15 protein-coding genes are annotated in these 18,357 nt (G+C 46.9%); 6 read left to right on the top strand and 9 right to left on the bottom strand.

All coding sequences use genetic code 11. The annotated features are described in order from the left end of the window. Positions 1–5: 5 nt before the first annotated feature. Complete coding sequence (locus tag ACTID9_RS14315; RefSeq protein ID WP_441072226.1) at positions 6–605, bottom strand: hypothetical protein; 600 nt, start codon at positions 603–605, stop codon at positions 6–8. Between the two features lie 251 nt (positions 606–856). On the opposite strand from ACTID9_RS14315, the gene ACTID9_RS14310 reads away from it, so the two are divergent. Further along, positions 857–2,551: a methyl-accepting chemotaxis protein gene (locus tag ACTID9_RS14310; protein WP_441072224.1), complete on the top strand. Its 1,695-nt coding sequence runs from the start codon at positions 857–859 to the stop codon at positions 2,549–2,551. A gap of 76 nt (positions 2,552–2,627) precedes the next feature. On the opposite strand, the gene ACTID9_RS14305 is transcribed toward ACTID9_RS14310, so the two are convergent. Together ACTID9_RS14305 and ACTID9_RS14300 are read right to left on the bottom strand one after the other, a co-directional pair. Then, entirely contained in the window at positions 2,628–3,722 is a 1,095-nt protein-coding gene (locus tag ACTID9_RS14305) for a GGDEF domain-containing protein (protein ID WP_441072222.1), read from the bottom strand. A gap of 89 nt (positions 3,723–3,811) precedes the next feature. Further along, positions 3,812–5,542, bottom strand: a complete 1,731-nt coding sequence (locus ACTID9_RS14300; RefSeq protein WP_441072220.1) for a methyl-accepting chemotaxis protein — start codon at positions 5,540–5,542, stop codon at positions 3,812–3,814. A 620-nt stretch (positions 5,543–6,162) separates the two neighbouring features. On the opposite strand from ACTID9_RS14300, the gene ACTID9_RS14295 reads away from it, so the two are divergent. From ACTID9_RS14295 to ACTID9_RS14285, 3 genes are all read left to right on the top strand, one after another. Then, entirely contained in the window at positions 6,163–6,633 is a 471-nt protein-coding gene (locus ACTID9_RS14295; RefSeq protein WP_441072598.1) for a cytochrome c oxidase subunit II, read from the top strand. A 28-nt stretch (positions 6,634–6,661) separates the two neighbouring features. Further along, positions 6,662–8,362, top strand: a complete 1,701-nt coding sequence (locus ACTID9_RS14290) for a b(o/a)3-type cytochrome-c oxidase subunit 1 (RefSeq protein WP_441072218.1) — start codon at positions 6,662–6,664, stop codon at positions 8,360–8,362. A gap of 190 nt (positions 8,363–8,552) precedes the next feature. Next, a complete protein-coding gene (locus tag ACTID9_RS14285; protein WP_441072216.1) occupies positions 8,553–9,560 on the top strand; it encodes a DUF3231 family protein in 1,008 nt (335 codons plus the stop codon). Between the two features lie 1,623 nt (positions 9,561–11,183). On the opposite strand, the gene ACTID9_RS14280 is transcribed toward ACTID9_RS14285, so the two are convergent. Further along, positions 11,184–11,870: a YjjG family noncanonical pyrimidine nucleotidase gene (locus ACTID9_RS14280; protein WP_441072214.1), complete on the bottom strand. Its 687-nt coding sequence runs from the start codon at positions 11,868–11,870 to the stop codon at positions 11,184–11,186. Then, on the bottom strand, positions 11,860–12,036 hold the full coding sequence (locus ACTID9_RS14275; protein WP_441072212.1) for a hypothetical protein: 177 nt from the start codon (positions 12,034–12,036) through the stop codon (positions 11,860–11,862). The genes ACTID9_RS14280 and ACTID9_RS14275 overlap by 11 nt, the downstream gene beginning before the upstream one ends. Before the next feature lie 202 nt (positions 12,037–12,238). Between ACTID9_RS14275 and ACTID9_RS14270 the strand changes: the two genes are divergently transcribed. Next, on the top strand, positions 12,239–13,000 hold the full coding sequence (locus ACTID9_RS14270) for a hypothetical protein (RefSeq protein ID WP_441072210.1): 762 nt from the start codon (positions 12,239–12,241) through the stop codon (positions 12,998–13,000). Positions 13,001–13,024: 24 nt separating this feature from the next. Further along, positions 13,025–13,597, top strand: coding sequence for a hypothetical protein (locus ACTID9_RS14265; RefSeq protein ID WP_441072208.1), 573 nt, complete (start codon positions 13,025–13,027; stop codon positions 13,595–13,597). Positions 13,598–13,882: 285 nt separating this feature from the next. Here ACTID9_RS14265 and ACTID9_RS14260 read toward each other — a convergent pair whose 3' ends face one another. From ACTID9_RS14260 to ACTID9_RS14245, 4 genes are all read right to left on the bottom strand, one after another. Then, positions 13,883–14,083, bottom strand: a complete 201-nt coding sequence (locus ACTID9_RS14260; RefSeq protein ID WP_441072206.1) for a cold-shock protein — start codon at positions 14,081–14,083, stop codon at positions 13,883–13,885. A gap of 279 nt (positions 14,084–14,362) precedes the next feature. Then, complete coding sequence (gene ptsP, locus ACTID9_RS14255) at positions 14,363–16,096, bottom strand: phosphoenolpyruvate--protein phosphotransferase (RefSeq protein WP_441072204.1); 1,734 nt, start codon at positions 16,094–16,096, stop codon at positions 14,363–14,365. Between the two features lie 21 nt (positions 16,097–16,117). Further along, the gene (locus ACTID9_RS14250) at positions 16,118–16,378 is read right to left on the bottom strand and encodes an HPr family phosphocarrier protein (protein WP_441072202.1); all 261 of its coding nucleotides are present in this window, start codon (positions 16,376–16,378) and stop codon (positions 16,118–16,120) included. A 27-nt stretch (positions 16,379–16,405) separates the two neighbouring features. Beyond that, complete coding sequence (locus ACTID9_RS14245) at positions 16,406–18,346, bottom strand: PTS fructose transporter subunit IIABC (RefSeq protein WP_441072200.1); 1,941 nt, start codon at positions 18,344–18,346, stop codon at positions 16,406–16,408. Between the last annotated feature and the right edge of the window lie 11 nt (positions 18,347–18,357).

Genomic DNA, 18,357 nt, shown 5'->3' with positions numbered 1-18,357 from the left:
AAGCATTACGGGATCATGCGAATTTCATATCCGGTAGGTTGCTCCTTGAATGGTCTTCGATATTCTACAAATCGAAATTCCATTCCCGATATTTCATCTGGCAGAGGTGGAGAAACAACAAAGTGATAAGATGAATCTCCCGAGTTGCCTTCCCATCTGTCCATGCGGCAATCGTAATCTCCTTCTATTTGCAAGTCAAAATGTCTCCGGTTATGTAAATTTGTAGAGGAATCAATTGTCACATCCCAATCAGCGGTTAAGGTGATCACACTGGCGTTCTCATACTGCCTTACAGACGTCACTGTGTACAGGTATCCATCATTCTCGATGGATTTTAAAACAGGGATATGCATTCTGAAACCATTCGGTTCAATCTGCGGTTTATACAGTTCTTCACTTCGCAACGTGCCAAATACAGATTTCAAATAATCTTCGTACAAGCCATACAAGTTTGCCCAGCGCTCGATATATTCGAATGGCGGATAGCCCGGATTATGATTTGAAATTTTCTTTCGCTGTTGTAATAATGCACAGATTTGTTCATCAATCGGTAACAGCTGCTCGTCGTAATACTCGGTTGGACGTTCAAATTGAATTCGCTTCATCGCGATCCCCCCATTGTACATAAATATACCACTTCCCGTTACATGGAGACAATTCAAGAAAACTACAATCACTTTGCATGCCACACTAAATCATACAAGTCTGTGACCCTAATCACACATCTTAAATGAAAATATAGGTATAATTAACCACGAGAGCGGAGGTTTCAAGGAAAGGATTGATCGATAAAATTATGTTTACTATTAAAAAACTGGGGTAAATAGTAATCAGTTTGCATCTGGGGTGATTGGGTATGAGATTTAGTATTGGCAAGAAGTTGGTTGTATCGTTTTTACTTGTGGTCATGCTTCTATTGATCACAAACAGTATCTCTCATTATTATTTTATGAAAGTAGATTCATCCTACTCAGATTTAGTTAAAAGAAGATCCGTTATTTTGGCAAATGCAGAAAAATTGCAAGGGCAAGTCTATAAACGGTCAAGCGGACTTAGAGGGTACCTTTTGACGAAAGAAGAGAGCTTTTCACAAGATGTAGACAATGCAATTGAGGGTATCGACCAGACGGTTGACAACACACTGATCTTGGTAAAACGAGACGTGGATAGAGAACGATTGCAAACTGCGAAGTCTTTAAACCAGGTTTATAAACAACGGGCTGAAAAAGTTATCCAGATGAGACGAGAGGGTGTACCTCTCGACAAGGTCATTCACTATTATGAACAAGAAATGATCCCACTAGGAAATGAGATGGACCCTTTAGTGGAAGGGATTGTAAAAGACCAGTATCTGCTAATGACCGATGGAACCAATCAAAATACAGATTTGGTTACTTCAATCGGGATCACACTGTATGTAATGAGTGGCGTTGCTGCCATTTTAGCGATATTCATTGGGTGGTTCATGACGAGGGTACTTTCCAAACCGGTTTTGGCAATCGCGAAAGCAGCTGAGAGAATTTCATCGGGTGACTTAACGCATGGTGAAATTCGAATAAAAAATAAAGATGAGATCGGCGATTTATCACACTCGTTTAATAACATGGCAAGCAGTCTGCGTCATCTCATCAATCAAGTGAGTGTAACCTCCGAGCAGGTTGTGTCTTATTCCGAGGAATTACGGGCAAATGCGGAACAAGCAACACAGGCTACGCACCAAATCGCTTCATCTTTTGAAGAAGTGGCAAATGGAACGGAGATTCAAGGAAACAGTGTGGAAGAAAGTGCAAGAGCCATCACGGAGATGGCAAAAGGGATTCAACAAGTTGCAGAAACCTCATCTTCCGTATCTGATGAAGCAATTGAATCGACGATGGAAGCAAGAAGAGGGAACGAATCGCTTCAGAAGGTAATCCAGCAAATGAATTCCATTGTTGCTACAACCAATCAAACATCTGTTGTCATTGAGCAATTGTTTGAACGCTCAAAACAGATTGAGAAAATCATCGACATGATTACGGGAATAGCAGATCAAACAAATTTGTTATCCTTAAATGCAGCCATTGAATCAGCGCGGGCAGGGGAACATGGACGGGGATTTGCGGTGGTAGCAAATGAAGTTAGAAAACTGTCTGAGCAATCAAGACATTCAGCTGATCAGATTTCTGCCTTGATTCATGATATTCAAAAGGATACCGAGACTGCGGTAAAAGTTATGGAAAAAGGGACAAAGGAAGTCGAAATCGGGATCGCTCTTGTACACGAAACAGGGAGCGGGTTTGCGAATATCGTAAAATCGATTGACAATGTCTCCGGTCAAATCCAGGAGCTATCTGCAGTAACGGAGGAAATGTCGGCAAGCCTGGAGCAAGTGAGTGCGACAATTGAGGAGATGGCCAATCTTGCAAAAGAAACAACCAGAAATGCCCAGAACGTGGCATCAGCTTCTGAGGAGCAACTCTCATCCATGGATGAAATCACTTCCTCGGCAGCTGCTTTGGCCACGATGGCAGATGATTTGCAGTCGGTAATTGTCCGATTTAAAATCTAGTTTTTGCTTCTATTCGGCTACGTCAACGCGCAAACAAGGTTGACGTAGCCGTTAGTTTCAAGCCTATACATTGTGATTATATGCCTTCCGCATAGTTTGTTTGGTTTCGTCCATTGTTTTTGGAAGAATACAGGCACCTGTCTGCCCGCTCAACAGCTTTTTGCAGCGATTGGCAATCAACCATTTGCGAAACGCCAATGGAGACGGTTACTTGAAACGAGCTTGTTCTCTTTTCTGTATAGAATACGTTGCTTTCGATTCTTGCGCGAATGGATTCGACCAAGGATACCATGCTTTCCTTATCATCAACAGCGAGGAATAAAATGAACTCTTCGCCACCGTACCTTCCAATCACAACATTATTGGGATTTTGTGCGTATGCAACTTCCGAAATCACATTGGAAACACTTTTCAGAACAAAATCACCAGTTAAATGTCCGTATGTATCGTTGATTTTTTTGAAATGATCAATATCAATCATGACAATATACATACGTTTGCTTGCGTCTGTGTAAGCCCGCACAGCCTTTTGAAAGTAACGAATATTATACAATCCGGTTAACGGATCGTGGTCCGCATAATATTGAAGTTTTTGTTTCAGCATGAGATCTCTTTCTGCATGGATAATAAACAGATGGAGGATCAAAGCGGTTACCACATACGATGGATAACGAACAATGAAGATTTCACGGAAGACACTCCAACCATCTGGAACAAAAATAATGATCGGTATATCGGAAATGAACCAACCAACACTAAATAAAACGACCAAGGAGAGAGGCTGCGGGACCGTTTTTTTGACTGATTGATAGGCGAGAGCGACGAAAACAGGAAGAATCATTCCATAAATCACACCTGGAACGGCGCCTTCACCTCCAAGGGCAAGACGCCAAAGGCATGTGATGAGCAAGGTTGGAACAGCAGATTTCCAGCCCCATCGAATGGCAAGGAAAACCAATGGAATGAGCCGGAGATCAAAACGATATTCGCCATACTGAACAGGAAGATAAAACATGCTTATGACCGCGAAAGATACGATGAGAATCCGTCCAATCAGAACATAGGAGGACTTGAGTTTGTTCTCTTTTTTGAGTATTTCAACCATGCATACATGCATGAAAAAAATGATCGCGATATTAGAAAGAGTGGACTGAATCACCAGATTCATCATCACTCTCTCCTTCCGGTTTGAAGTTATCTGTACAATCAAAAGGATCGAAGATCCCCTTACTGAAAAGCAAGGGGGCCCTGGTTGAATGTTTATAATGTTGATTCTAGTTGAGACAACAGTGTAATGACATCTTGAGAAGCTTCCTGGAGTTGTTCAAATGCTTGCTGTGCCTCAATGAAATTGCCTTTTTCGTAGCTCTCTACGGCTTGAACGGCAAAATGGTGGACTGCCTTATGAGGTTCCTCAAGCTTTTTATACACGGGATGATCTTTGACCTGGGTTGGCAAATTTCCATAATACCAGGTTCCAAGTCTACAGGTTTTGTAAGAGGCGGCCTGGTTCGGATCGATTTTTTCCAACCCCAATAGCATGTTATATATTTTCCATTTCCACAGAAGATGGTCCGTTTTTGCAACCCTGATGATGTCTTTATAATTCAGCTTGACATTGATGGTAAAGAACGTGTTCCGATACTTGTCCATTTGTTTGCTTAGATCAAAGATGATGATTGCGGTTTGTTTTGCAATATCCTGTGATTGCTTGCTAAGATCAAAAATGATGGAATTACGATTCGCAATATCCATTACAGAAGACGTCTGTTCCTCGGTCATCGCTGCAATTTGAGAAGTGGAGTGGTTGATCTTCTGCATCGTTGAAACGATGGTTTGTAACGCCGAATCAGCGTAATGGGCATCTTTAACGCTTTGATCGACCAAATTTCCTGTTTCACTGATTTGCTGGGTAACATATTCGGAAACTCTTTGCAGAGAGTCCATATTCGAGGTGATCTGCGCAATTTGATCCTTTGTGTGCTCAGCCAGCTTGCGTACCTCTGAAGCTACGACCGAAAACCCTTTGCCATGTTCACCGGCTCTTGCCGCTTCAATACTTGCATTTAATGCGAGCAAATTGGTTTGATCAGCGATCTCACGAATAATTTTGACGACACCCTGGGTTTGTTTAATCTCTTGATTCAACTGATTTACACGCTCTAAAACTTTGTCATATACACCGCCTACCTGTTGAATGTCAAGCAGGGCGCTATTGATGACTTGTTTGCTATGTTCAGCAGAAAGCACCGCTTCGTCCGTTCTTTCTGCAACTTGAATGGCATGGTCTGCTACTTCTTGAATAGAGGCACTGATTTCTTCTGTTGCAGCAGTCACACTGTGACTCTCCTCAATCTGCTTGTCCATCCCGATAATTAAGTGTTTTGTGGTATCAAGCTCAGTAAATTGATCGAGCATCTCGGAAATTCCGATCAAGAAGGATTTAAACGTCTCCTCCATATACACTTCTACAATCAGTTGCTGATCAAAAGCCGCCAATTTTTGTATGGCCAATACATTTTGCATCATCCGATTTGGATTCGCGTGCAATTTCTCCATGAGTATGGATGTCATAATTTGAATTAACAAATGGTGGGCGGAGATAAAATGCTCTGCAGTCAAGTGAATGCGGCTGTGTACTTGCCCGATAATAATTCGTGTTGCCACGTATTCTTGATCAACTTCGGCATGGAGGAGCTGCTCCAAATATTTTTCCATTGTTTTTCTCAATCGTTCTAAACTGGAATGATTCACAATCATCTGTTGAAGATGGTCGACGGAAGTAATAGACCCGTAAAACTGGTCAACGATTTCCGTTTTGTAGGGTAACAAAATTTTAGCTGCGTCTTTCACATGATTCATGGTATCTTGATTAATCCCCATGAATGCCAACCGATCCTTAACCCTGTCACCAACATGCGAAATGTTTGTCGTGCGTGATTGCTCCAAATATTCGTTCCATGGTTTCGTTTTTTTAAAGAACAAGGACATACGCTCCTCCAGTACAAAATAGGATGTTTACGGATTGTTTCCTTTGGAATGATCACCTGTAAGTAACCAGGACGCAAAAAAAAGCCGACCTTGTTTTCAAAATAAGGGTCGGTTGCACGATTCGCTCCCAGCCATTCAAGTGCCATATGCAAAATGGCAGATCATCGCTTCCTCAAGATAGATTGTACTTGAAACGGAAGGGATCATCATGCTTTAATACGTTAATTAAGGTTATTATAGTGATAATTACCTAAATAGTCTACGTTATATTAGTATAAAAGAACCATTTTTTTGAGTTGTGCCCCATATCGGATAGTTTTGGCGTGACCTTGCATATAGAACTCAACCCCGAACGAGTAAACAACGACTCGTTCGGGGTTTCTTTTTACACCGTTTCATGGGGATGACATACGGGCCCTTGGTAATGATGGATGACATTAGCTACTCATTGGAATACTAGAGGAAATGATTACTAGGGAGGTTGCAAACATGAAGGATGGAAGTCAACTAAAGGGCTCATTCTTTCTTGTTATGGTTCTGGGCGTACTCATTATTGCAAGCTGGTGGGTCATTTTGGACTTGTATCTCAGCCGTTAGGGAGGGAATCGGCCATGATGGGAATAGACTTGCCTCGTTACGAAAAAATATGGCTCTGGTTTGGAATCGCCACCCTTGCTGCATTCTTGCTCATTACGGGGGTCATGGCATTCGGCATGAATTTGCATCCGGCAGATGGGCATATGAAAACGGTGGCCCCCGAGCATGTGAGAGAAACCGCTCCCTTCGATTCTCCGGGCGTGTTTCAGATCGGAGCCAATGAGTACAAAGCGGTACTGTTGGCGCAAACATTCGCCTTTTCCCCCAATGAAACCGTCGTCCCGGCAGGCGCAACCGTCCATTTCCAGGCGTCCAGCCCGGATGTGGTCCATGGAATCGCGGTACCGGGGACAAATGTGAACATGATGGTGGTGCCGGGGCATATAACCGAATTTACCTATACCTTTAAAAAGCCGGGTGAGTATTTGATGCTATGCAACGAATACTGTGGAGCGGGCCATCAGTTAATGATGGGCAAGCTGATCGTGAAATGATGACCAAAGTCAGGAAGGGGACGAACAGATGGAGCATACGGCAAAAAATGTAGGATTTGGCGGAGCGACTGTGGGAGCAGGGGGCTTTCGCTTCCATCCGGATGATAATCGGTTGATCAAGGCTCATATCGGGTTTGCTTATCTCGCCTTGTTAATCGGAGCGCTCGCGGGGCTCTTGCAGACATTGCAGCGCACAGGGATGATTCATCTTCCGTCGCCGATCGGCTATTATCAGCTGCTCACGCTGCATGGGGTCAGTCTTGCCCTCATCTTTACCACGTTTTTCATCATCGGCTTCTTCTTGTCCGGGATGGCCAAATCGACGGGAGGAGAACTGAGCCCGGGCGAACGCAAATGGGGATGGGTTGGTTATGTTCTCATGCTGGGAGGGACATTGGTAGCGCTGATTCCGATCCTGAGTAATAATGCCTCCGTGTTGTATACGTTTTATGCCCCGCTCAAAGCGAGTCCGCTCTTTTATATTGGCCTGGCGTCCGTAGTGATCGGGAGCTGGTGCAGCAGCATCGCCATTTTCAAAGCTTTTGCCCGCTGGCGCAAGGCTCATCCGGGGGAATCTTCTCCTCTCTATGCTTATATGGCGGTCGCGACGATGATTCTTTGGGTGATTTGCAGTCTCGGCGTTGCGCTGGAAGTCGTTCTCCAGCTGATCCCATGGTCGTTGGGATGGAGTGAGCGGGTGGATGTGACGCTGAGCCGCACGCTTTTTTGGTATTTTGGGCACGCCCTGGTCTACTTTTGGCTGCTGCCAGCCTACACGTATTGGTATGTCAATATTCCGCGCTTGATCAAAGGGCGCATTTTCAGCAATTCGCTGCCGCGCTTGACGTTTATTCTATTTATCCTGTATTCCATTCCCGTTGGCTTTCATCATCAGTTAAACGAGCCAGGGATCTCTCCCTTTTGGAAATTTGTCCAAACGGTACTGACGTTTTTCGTGATCATCCCATCATTTCTAACGGCGTTCTCCTTGCTTGCAACATTCGAACTGGCAGGACGCGCGCAAGGAGGCAAAGGTCTGTTAGGCTGGTTCACGAAGCTGCCTTATCAAGATGTTCGTTTTTTGGCGCCGTTTCTTGGCATGGTGATCTTCGTGCCAGCGGGGATCGGCGGCATCATTAATGCCAGTTATCAGCTGAATCAGGTCGTTCACAATACGATTTGGGTCACAGGGCACTTTCATTTGACGATTGCCACCAGCGTGGTTCTCACGTTTTTTGGCATCTCCTATATGCTTGTGCCTTTATTGACTGGCAGGAAGCTGACCCGTTTTGCCAACCGGCTAGGGATCTTGCAGGCAGTGGTTTGGCTGATCGGAATGGGGCTGATGTCAGGGGCCATGCACCTCGTGGGGCTTTTGGGCGAACCCCGTCGGACAAGCTATACCAACTATGGCAACCATTCGATTGTAGCTTCCTGGGAGCCATATCGCGTGGCAATGGCTTGGGGAGGAGGGTTCCTGTTTATAGGGATCATTCTTTTCCTGATCGTGGCGATCTATTTATGGAAGTTTGCTCCTAAATCGGAGGAGCTTAATGAGTACCCGATGGGAGAGGTGCTGGAAGGGCAGCAAAATCCGCCGTTCCTACTCGATCGCTGGGGCGTATGGATCGGTGTCGCGGTGGCGCTCATTTTAATTGCCTATACGGTGCCAATCACACAGATGTTCATTCATCCTGCCCCTGGTGCGCTCCCCATGCGTACGTGGTAAGGAAGGTAACCCTGAATCCCTTTGGAGAAAATCCAAGGGATTTTTTTGCTTTCATTTGATGACAAGGGTACCTCGGCATTCGTGGATAGAAAATGTATATAAGATCATACTAACCTTAGTTTTAATAAAGGAGTAACCGGTCAAAGCTACAACGTCCATGCCAATTACGCAAATGAACGGAGGAATTCACATGACGACAACCAAAACACCACTTAGTTCTTCAGAAATTGGCACTCTCTGGGTAACCTATCAAGAAAAGACTCTCATCATGAGAATACTGGAGTATTTTTCAGCAAAATCCGATGATTTCGAAGCCAAGCAGATCATGGATGGGTTGTGGAGCGATCTAAATCAATATGTTCAAAAAATAACTGCTATTTTTCAAAGTGAAGGAGTAGCTGTTCCGATTGGGTTTACAACGAAAGATGTTAACCTGAATGCTCCAAAACTTTACGATAATGGATTCGACATTATGTTTGTCCGCATTCTCAAAGAACTGAGCATGGGGATGTACACGCTAAACATGCAAATGGCCTATCGGGAAGACGTCATATGCATTTATAAAGAATTAACGGCAATTACCCAACAGTGCTACCTGGAATGCACGAAATATTTACGCAAAAGGGGCATTCTTGTTTCGCCACCGAATGTAACGATGCCAACACAGGTTGAGTTTATTCAAAATAACAGCTATCTGAACGGATTTCGCTTATTTGGAGAAAAACGTGCCATGAATCTTATTGAGCTTGGATACATGCATCATGGGATCGAAACAAATAACATCGGCATGCAGCTCATTACCGGTTTTGCTCAATGTGCAAAAAATAAGGATGTGAAAGATTATTTTGTGAAGGGAATCGAGTTGTCCAAAAAAATAATTAGACAATTCCAAGAAATGCTCCTTCAGGATGATATTCAATTCTCCGCGACCTCCGGCTGTACCGTCACAACCTCTCAAGTTGCACCGTTTTCTGAAAAGCTCATGATGTATACGATTCACCTTTTGAATACTTTTGGGCTTGGAAGCAATAGTTTTGCGATGTCCTTTAGCTTGAGGCGGGATATCATTATGCAAACTTCTTCTCTTACAAAGGATGCGTTTACTTATGCCCAAGACGGAGTGAGGCTCTTGATTGAAAATGGGTGGATGGAGGAGCCGCCGCAAGTAGAAAATCGAAAAGAACTGATCCACAAGTAGTCGTTCCGGTTCAGGGAAAGCTGATACCGAAAAAAGATTCCGGAAGTAAAGGCGGCGGATGATTGGCTGGCAAAAGTGCCAGAAGCAGGCAAGGACAGGGAAGGGGTAAATAAAAAAGGAGGATGACTGGGTCAACCTCCTACGTGGCAGGACAATCGGTTCGTTCTGACATTGCTTTTTGCTTGCTGGTCGTTTCTGTTATATGTAATGGGCGATCAAGAGCATTGGGACCGATAATCGAATCAAAGTGAAAAACGTAACAACAGAGGCAAGTCGAATATCGGACAGCTGGGCAAAGATTTTCGTGTTCGTAGCTTTAGTTCTTAAAATAGCCATTTCATGAACTGAAATGAACAAATGAAAAACCGCAACTACCTCTGAATTTTACATGCCTGGTCGAGGTGATTGTGGTTTTTTCAAGCTTACCTTATTATGACGCCTCACTTGTTTCTGGAATGATAAATGGGAGACCCTTCTTTTTACAGCAGTATCAGTACGTCGATACATTACGCTTAAGAAAATAATTGTGTGGCCACCAAATAGACATCGATTCGATAAGAGTATATAAGAGTATGATTGCGACGTAGCATCCACGCGGAATCGTTGAAAAATCGGATGTGGATGTTTGGATCGCTGGACAATCCAGCGCCAAGCATTCGCATTCATTGAACCAAAAGCTTTTCAGTTTTATTTGTTTACATAATATATATTATCGGACACAAAAGAAAAATCGACCTGTTAAACGGGGGTAAACCTACTCTGCTGGCATTTTGCGCAAATCAAGCTTTGGCTGTAAATCGCTGAAGCGAATCACGGTTTGCACCATTGAATCCGCAAGTCGGAATAATACGTCAGCAGCCAACATAAATGATACTGCAGCGATCTGACAGCTGGATTCGCTGCTGTGTCGTTTTTTTGCTGCAATCCCAAGTGTACGATCAAAAGAAACGAACAGAAATGAACATCGACCATCGACAAACAATCCAATCCCACATCGGTTGCAGCAATTGTCGAATCTACAGACGTCACGCCAGGTAACGCACGGCCATGTCAATGCCTCCCATATCAATTGATCAATCAATCCAAAAGCGCCCATTTGACCGGATTTCATCACGTTTGATCTTGTTGCCAACGACATTCCATGCTGTAACGGAGATTTGCGATCTCGTCACAATTCACATATCACATCCGACAACCGCGCTTTCATCACCGGCTGCCACCCTGACACGATGACAAATAGAAGCTCCACCTCATAAACCGCCTTCCACATCACATTTTTTAATAAAAGTAAAAAAATTCAAAAATCAATATTTACAACATAAATATTTACATGTATTATAAAATTAAGGAATTCACTGTAAACGAAAAAAATCGGAGGTAAAAGATGACAAAATTGAAACCAATCCCATCCAAATCACCGGCTACTTCCTCTCACAAACGCAGACATCATGACACGCTGAATAACCTGGCCAAGTATCTGGCGACACAATCCAAAAAGAAATAAATGCATATAAAAAGAGTGCCCCAGTACCCGGCACTCTCATTTGCATGTGTTTTCCCTTCTGTTGACGCATCATGTATCCCGAAAATCTCTACCCGCTCTTCCCCTACACTCCCCTCCACTTATCCTGCTACAATGCCCATCAGCTGCTCGAACGCATGGATTTCGTACGTTGGCTTGATTTCTGTTCCGTTATTTTTGCGATGAGGATTGAACCAGCATGTATCAATACCGAAGTTGTTTCCCCCCTGGATATCCGATGTCAACGAATCGCCCACGATCAGCGCGTTCCTTTTTTCGGTGATCTGCAGCTTGGAAAACACATATTCGAAAATTCCTGCCCCAGGTTTCTGACAGCCTGCCTCTTCTGATGTGATAATGTGTTCAAACGCTTCGCTCAGCAATGAACCTGCGATCCTTGCTTTTTGCACTTCTGCGAACCCGTTCGTGATGATGGCCAGCCGATGACCTGTCAGCTTCCGGCACAAATCCAATGCACCGGGCATCAAGTATGTGCCCTTGCTCAAATAACCTAAATAAACACGGTTGAATTCGGCCGCATCGAGCGCAAGCCCATTTGTAAGAAAAAGCTGATTGAATCTTTCTACCCCCAATTCGGCCAACGTGATGCTCCCCTGCTCCAAACTCCGCCATAACCCTGCGCTGATCTCCTTGTAGCTGGTTTCATAATCTGTCAGTCCCGTTGGCAAGTTGAATTCCACAAATGCTTGCTGTAAAGCCGTTTTTTCGGACAAGCGAAAGTCAAACAATGTATCGTCTACATCGAAAAGGATGATTTCATATTTCATTGCGGCTGCCTCCATAGCTCTGTTCATTTGGATCACAGGGATAGCGTCCCTTCAAAACATATTCCTCCATCATTTCGTAAAAGTCAAAGCATTTCGCGTGTTTTCCGGCTTTTGGCTCATCTCTGCTGATTCGCTTTGAGCCGATTAGGCTTGCATTTCTTTTCACGCGCCCTCTCCTACCATTCAGGACTTTTGTCGTACAAATCCCTTGACAGTTTGACATGCATGGGCGTACAATTCCCTCTAATTGGAAGTGTTCTGAAAATTCGTTGCAAGGAGCTGATGAACGAACGCGCGTCGAGGCAGGGAACGTTTTTGTGGAGTTGTTGAGCTTCCGATTGTAGATATAGAACATGGGAGATGAGGATATGAGCAAGCATGCGCATACCAGGCCGTTTGCCAATTTGCTGTCGTTGAACGAACTGATCGCGTATATCATGGCGCACGCTTTCACTTTGCGGCAAAAATGGATGGCCAAGGACATTTATGAAATTGCCAAAGAGATGGATGCTTTTCCGATGAGCGACAATCAGACGTATGTCTACCGCATCATGAAAAATCTCGCGCAAAAAGATATTTTGTTCATGAACCAGGCTTGGTCGACGACTGAGCGGCCTACCCTCCATTACTCGTTATCAGCAAAAGGACAAGTGTTTTTTTACTCGGGGCAGATGGCTGTCATGAAAACCACTCCGGAAAAGCTGAAAGCATTGCAGCGTTTTTTAGCCGATCTCGAAAGCAATCTGGAGGTTGCCTCCGCTCCTCCTCCGGCAGACGAACCTGTCACGACGGTCGTAGGCGTTGGCGATTATTATGATTGGCTCCTGCTGCGTGCCGCAGAAGCGGGCCGCTCGCCCCATGCCTATAAAGATTTCGGCGCTGAATTCGGGAAGCCGGTGAATCTCTCCTATCTGTACAAGTTGCATGGAGAGCTTCAGCAGCAGGGCTTTCTCGCCGGCGATTGGATTACCGCTTCAGGCCGATTGCGTCAAGCGGAGCTGGAGCGCGCGCTTTCGCGTGAAGTGCAATCTGCAAAAAACCGCTTGATGCGGATCGAAAAAACCGGTGCACATGTGCAAGCATGGCTGAAGAGCAAACGCGCCTCGTCCGCTCCTTCCGTCGGGTCTTGAAAATTACGGGATGGTGATAACAAGTTGAGCAAGCTTCATTATATCGGGTCATGCAGAGAGCTGCCTTTGGGTGAACGAGGCAGCCTACCATCTTCCAAAACATATGAAGAAGTGAGGGAAGCAAAGACGATCGCGGAGCAGGCGAATGAACGTTTGCGGGCAACGGGTGCGGTTCCGCTTGAGCAACTCTTCGATCTGTCTCACTTGCGAGCCGAGCAATTCCTCGTCTATGATTCGATGGCGGACGCAGCAGGCATTTTTATTCAAAAGCTCTCGGATGGGAATAAGCCGGTCAGACAGCATTTTAGACATCCATTTGTTTATCAAATCTCGCCGAATTGCGGGCAGTTTACGCTTCACCCTGCACGGTTAGAGAAGTTTCCTGATGAGTATGAGGCGAATCAGAAATGCATCCGCGAGCTTTTTCGCCTGATGGAGGAGTATGGAGAAGCCGGCGACGAATTTGAGCTTTACTCGTGTTGGATCGGGGAGGAAACGGAGCCTAAGAAATCAAGCAACACGATCGAGTTACAAAAGTTTACAATCGATCGCGAATTTGAGCTGAAGGACCGGGAGTACATCGTCGTAAAGCTATGACACAGCGATTTCCTAAGGTCTGCGACAACCTACAAAAATGTACAATCAGTAAAAAGGATGTATAGTCCATTATCAGCTTGATCAAAAATGACATTGAGCTGTTCGTTGTTTTTGAAATTATAAAATTTTGGGGATTCCAAGCGTACTATGTTATACTGACTCTACCATTTACTGTACCTGTACCACTTCCCTACTCATTATCTTGGGTAGGGTTTTAATTTGTTTTTCCGGACAATAAAAAAAACAGACTCTTAAAAAAGAGTCTGTTTATATTTGTTGTCATTTTTAAGCTTTTTGAACATTAGTAGCTTGGGGTCCGCGTTGGCCTTGTTCTACGTTAAAAGTAACTCTTTGACCTTCGTCAAGAGATTTGAAGCCTTCGCCTTGAATAGCTGAGAAATGAACGAATACATCTTCTCCGCCTTCGCGTTGGATAAAACCAAAACCTTTTTCTGCGTTAAACCATTTTACTGCACCTTGTTCCATTGTAATTGCCTCCTAGTGTGATAACCACACATGTATTACTATCCTTGCTCTCAGGATCATCAAGACGAAAAGTTTTTACGTATGCTATCCTTCACTCCGAACAAAAATAATACCTTATTAGAATAACAGGAAATTGAACGGATAGCAATTTATTTGAGTTGTTTGTCAAACGAATTGGATTGGGCTGCTAATTGATTGGTACCGAATCTAAGTAGCCGCAATGAAATTCGGCGGCAACCGATGATGGGAGAGCCTGTACTAGCGCTCTCCCTTGCCCCTTTACCGTTGCAGCACGTCCAAAACATGCTCCTTCACATACGCCTTGATTTCAGCCCCGCTCTCCAATGTCAGCACATGCATCGCTACTTCACGCAGCTGCCCCGCATCCAATTGCGCCAGCAGATGGCGCGCTTGCAGAATGGAGGTCGCACTCATGCTGAACTCGTGCAGGCCGAGCCCGAGCAAGATCGGAATCGCGTGAGGTTCGCCGGCCATTTCGCCGCACATGCCCACCCATTTGCCCTCGTCGGCAGCCGCTTTGATCACATGATGGATCATGCGCAAAACAGCAGGATGGAATGGATCATACAAATGCGAAACATGCTCGTTCATCCGATCGGCTGCCATTGTATACTGGATGAGATCGTTTGTTCCGATGCTGAAAAAATCGACTTCCCGTGCCAGTTGGTCGGCGATCATGACGGCTGCCGGCACTTCGATCATGATCCCGACTTCCAGCTCCTGGCGATACGGAATCCCTTTACGCCGTAGCTCTTCTTTGCATGCTGCGAGAAACTCGTTTGCTTTGCGCAGTTCGCCGATCGTCGCGATCATCGGGTACATGATCTTAATATTGCCGTACGCGCTTGCCCGCAAAATCGCACGCAGCTGTGTCTTGAACAAATCTGCCCGATCCAGACACATGCGGATGGCGCGATAGCCGAGGAACGGATTTTGCTCCTTGGGCAGAGGCAAATAAGGAAGCTCCTTGTCGCCGCCGATATCCAGCGTACGGATGATGACCGGACGCTCGCTGCCCATCGTCTGCGCCACCGCCTTGTAGGCAGCGAACTGCTCCTCCTCCGTCGGGAATCGGTCTTTGCCCATGTACAAAAACTCTGTACGAAACAATCCGATCCCTTCCGCTCCGGCCTCCAGCGCCTGCCATGCATCATGCGGACTGCCGATATTGGCAACCAGCTCAACGTGATGGCCGTCACGGGTTACCGTTTTTTCATGGACAAGCTTTGTCCAGATCGCTTTTTGCTGTTCGCAGGCTTGTTTTTTGGCTTCATAGGCGGCGATCACCGCTGCATCCGGGTTGATCTGGACCGTGCCTTCAAGCCCATCGACGATAACCAGGTCGCCCGTGACGATTCGTTCCGTTATGTCAGACAGACCGACCACCGCCGGAATTTCCAGCGAACGCGCCATGATCGCCGAATGGGAGGTACGTCCGCCCACATTCGTCACAAACGCTTTGACGCGCGCCGGGTCCAGCTGTGCCGTATCGGAAGGCGTCAGATCATGGACGACCAGGATGACAGGCTCGCCGTCTTCCATTGCGGAATCGCCTTCTACGCCCAGCAGCTTTTTCAAGACGCGATTGCTGACATCTTGCAAATCGCTTGCCCGCTCCCGCATGTATTCATTCTCCATGCTGGCAAAAAGCTGCACGTATTGGTCGCGCACCTCCGTTAACGCCGCCTCTGCGTTAAGCTGCTCCTGGTTGATCAACGATTCGATGGCACCGACGAATTCCGGGTCTTGCAAAACGAGGAGGTGCGCTGCGAAAATGCGCGCCTCTTCCTCGGAAAGCTCTTGCTTCACCTTTTCCTTGATTCCCGTAAGCTCGCTTGCCGCCAGCTCGACGGCGTGACGAAATCGGTCCGTCTCCCGCGCGGTTTCGCCTGCATCAATCTTTTTACGTTCCACGACAAGTTGCTTCTCTTGTCGGACGACAGCTTTGCCGATGACAATGCCAGGCGCTGCCGCGATCCCTGTTTGCACCATGCCGATCGCTCCCCGCCGTCGTTATTCGTGAACCATTTCCAAAATTTTGCCAAGCTCGGCCAATGCTTGCTCCTCATCTTCGCCGGTAACTTCCAGCGTAATGGCATCGCCTTTGGCAGCGCCGAGCGTCATCAAGCCCATGATGCTTTTGCCATTCATCCGCTTCTCTCCTTTGATGACGAATGTGTCGCTTTTGAAAGACGTTGCGGTTTGCACGAACAAGGAAGCAGGACGAGCGTGCAGGCCGGTCGGATTTTGAATGGTGAATGTTTGGGTTACCATGTTACATGTTCACTCCAATTGTATGATTTAATTTGCAATATTCTTTTTCAACAGGTTTACCATCAGCGCGGTGATCACGGTACCGACGAGAATGGAGACGATATACATCCCGACATTGCCGACCACCGGCAGGACGAACAAACCGCCGTGCGGAGCCGGAAGCGTGCAGCCGAACAGTGCGGACAACCCGCCGGTTACAGCCGAGCCGACCATGATGGAAGGAATCACGCGCGTCGGATCGGCCGCCGCAAATGGAATGGCACCCTCGGTAATGAACGATGCGCCGAGCACATACGCGGTTTTGCCCGCTTGGCGCTCTTCATCGGTAAATTTTTTCTTGAACAGCGTCGTTGCCAAAGCCAGACCGAGCGGCGGTGTCATACCGGCTGCCATAATCGCCGCATGCGGCAAATAGTTGCCATCGGCGATCATCGCGATCCCGAACGTAAACGCCGCTTTGTTGAGCGGTCCGCCCATATCGAACGCCATCATCGCGCCCAAAACGACGCCCAACAGCACCATATTGCCTTGTCCCATGTTTTTCAACCAGCTGCTGAGGCCTGCATTGATCGCTGCGACCGGATCGGAAATGACGTACACCATAATAAATCCGGTGATCAAGGTGCCGAGCAGCGGGTAAATCAGCATCGGCTTGATGCCTTCGAGCGTTTCCGGCAAGTTGGCGAACAGCTTTTTCAGCCCCACCACGATATACCCTGCGAGGAAACCGGCGATAATGCCACCGAGGAAGCCTGCGCCGGAGTTGGCTGCCAGCAAGCCACCGACCATGCCAGGTGCGAAACCAGGGCGATCGGCGATGCTTTTCGCGATAAACCCTGCGAGCACCGGAATCATCAGCTTGAATGCAGCTCCGCCGCCGATGTCCATCAATACTTTTGCCAGCGGATGAAAACTCGGATCGTTCGGGTCGCTCGCCTTGATGCCGAACATGAAGCTGAGCGCGATGATGATCCCGCCTCCTACGACAAACGGGAGCATGTTGGACACACCGTTCATCAAATGCTTGTAAAAGCCGGACTGCTTGCCTTTCTTTTCCGCTTTCGCTGCTTGAATCTGCTCCTGATAGCTGGCAGAGCCGCTGCTCCCTTTGGCTTTCGAGCGATAAACCGGACCATCTTGTCTTGCCGCGCGCTCCAGCAGCTCCTGCGGGTTGCGAATCCCTTCGGCCACACGCGTCTCGATCACCACTTTGCCGGCAAAACGCTCCATTTCCACTTGCTTGTCGGCCGCTACGATCACCGCCGCAGCCTCTTCAATCTCCGCCTGGGTCAGTTTGTTTTTGACACCGCCCGAGCCGTTGGTCTCGACCTTGATGGTGATGCCCAGTTCAGCGGCTTTCTTTTTCAGCGCGTCTGCGGCCATGTACGTATGTGCAATGCCGGTCGGGCAAGCCGTGACCGCAACCACTTTCACCGTTTTGGTGGCAGGAGACACACCTGGTTCCGCTTGCTCGGGAACGCTTTCATGCTCACCATTGATTTCCCGTTCCTTGGCGGTTACGAGCGAAAGAATCTCATCAGCGGTCTGCGCTTTGTGCAGCGCTTGCCGGAAAGATTCGTCCATGAGCATCTGTGCGAGCAAGGCTAGCGTTTCCAGATGCGCCTGGTTCGCGTCCTCTGTGGCAGCGATCATGAAGAACAGGTGTGCTTTTTGATTGTCAAGCGATGCGAAATCGATCCCTTGCCTGGAAAAGCCGTAGGCGATGGATGGCACCTTGACGGCGGCGGTTTTGGCATGGGGGATGGCGATCCCTTCGCCAATTCCTGTGGAGCCTTGCGATTCACGAGCCAAAATCGCTTTTTTCATCTCCGCTTTATCGGCAAGGCGCCCCGCCGCATCGAGCTTGTCGATCAATTCGTCGAGCGCCTCCTCTTTGGTCGTGCTGGACAAGTCAAGCAGGATCGTGTCTTCTTTCAGCAGATCAACGATGCGAATCTTATGTTGCATAGATGGTGTCC

Source organism: Brevibacillus fluminis (assembly GCF_052072235.1).
Taxonomy (GTDB): domain Bacteria; phylum Bacillota; class Bacilli; order Brevibacillales; family Brevibacillaceae; genus Brevibacillus_D; species Brevibacillus_D fluminis_A.
This window is presented reverse-complemented; position numbering and strand designations above follow the sequence as displayed.

Excerpts from the sequence above, each read along its gene's own strand:
- ACTID9_RS14315 (WP_441072226.1), bottom strand. The coding sequence starts at position 605 with ATGAAGCGAATTCAATTTGAACGTCCAACCGAGTATTACGACGAGCAG.
- ACTID9_RS14310 (WP_441072224.1), top strand. The coding sequence starts at position 857 with ATGAGATTTAGTATTGGCAAGAAGTTGGTTGTATCGTTTTTACTTGTG.
- ACTID9_RS14305 (WP_441072222.1), bottom strand. The coding sequence starts at position 3,722 with ATGATGAATCTGGTGATTCAGTCCACTCTTTCTAATATCGCGATCATT.
- ACTID9_RS14300 (WP_441072220.1), bottom strand. The coding sequence starts at position 5,542 with ATGTCCTTGTTCTTTAAAAAAACGAAACCATGGAACGAATATTTGGAG.
- ACTID9_RS14290 (WP_441072218.1), top strand. The coding sequence starts at position 6,662 with ATGGAGCATACGGCAAAAAATGTAGGATTTGGCGGAGCGACTGTGGGA.
- ACTID9_RS14285 (WP_441072216.1), top strand. The coding sequence starts at position 8,553 with ATGACGACAACCAAAACACCACTTAGTTCTTCAGAAATTGGCACTCTC.
- ACTID9_RS14280 (WP_441072214.1), bottom strand. The coding sequence starts at position 11,870 with ATGAAATATGAAATCATCCTTTTCGATGTAGACGATACATTGTTTGAC.
- ACTID9_RS14270 (WP_441072210.1), top strand. The coding sequence starts at position 12,239 with ATGAGCAAGCATGCGCATACCAGGCCGTTTGCCAATTTGCTGTCGTTG.
- ACTID9_RS14260 (WP_441072206.1), bottom strand. The coding sequence starts at position 14,083 with ATGGAACAAGGTGCAGTAAAATGGTTTAACGCAGAAAAAGGTTTTGGT.
- ptsP (WP_441072204.1), bottom strand. The coding sequence starts at position 16,096 with ATGGTGCAAACAGGGATCGCGGCAGCGCCTGGCATTGTCATCGGCAAA.
- ACTID9_RS14250 (WP_441072202.1), bottom strand. The coding sequence starts at position 16,378 with ATGGTAACCCAAACATTCACCATTCAAAATCCGACCGGCCTGCACGCT.
- ACTID9_RS14245 (WP_441072200.1), bottom strand. The coding sequence starts at position 18,346 with ATGCAACATAAGATTCGCATCGTTGATCTGCTGAAAGAAGACACGATC.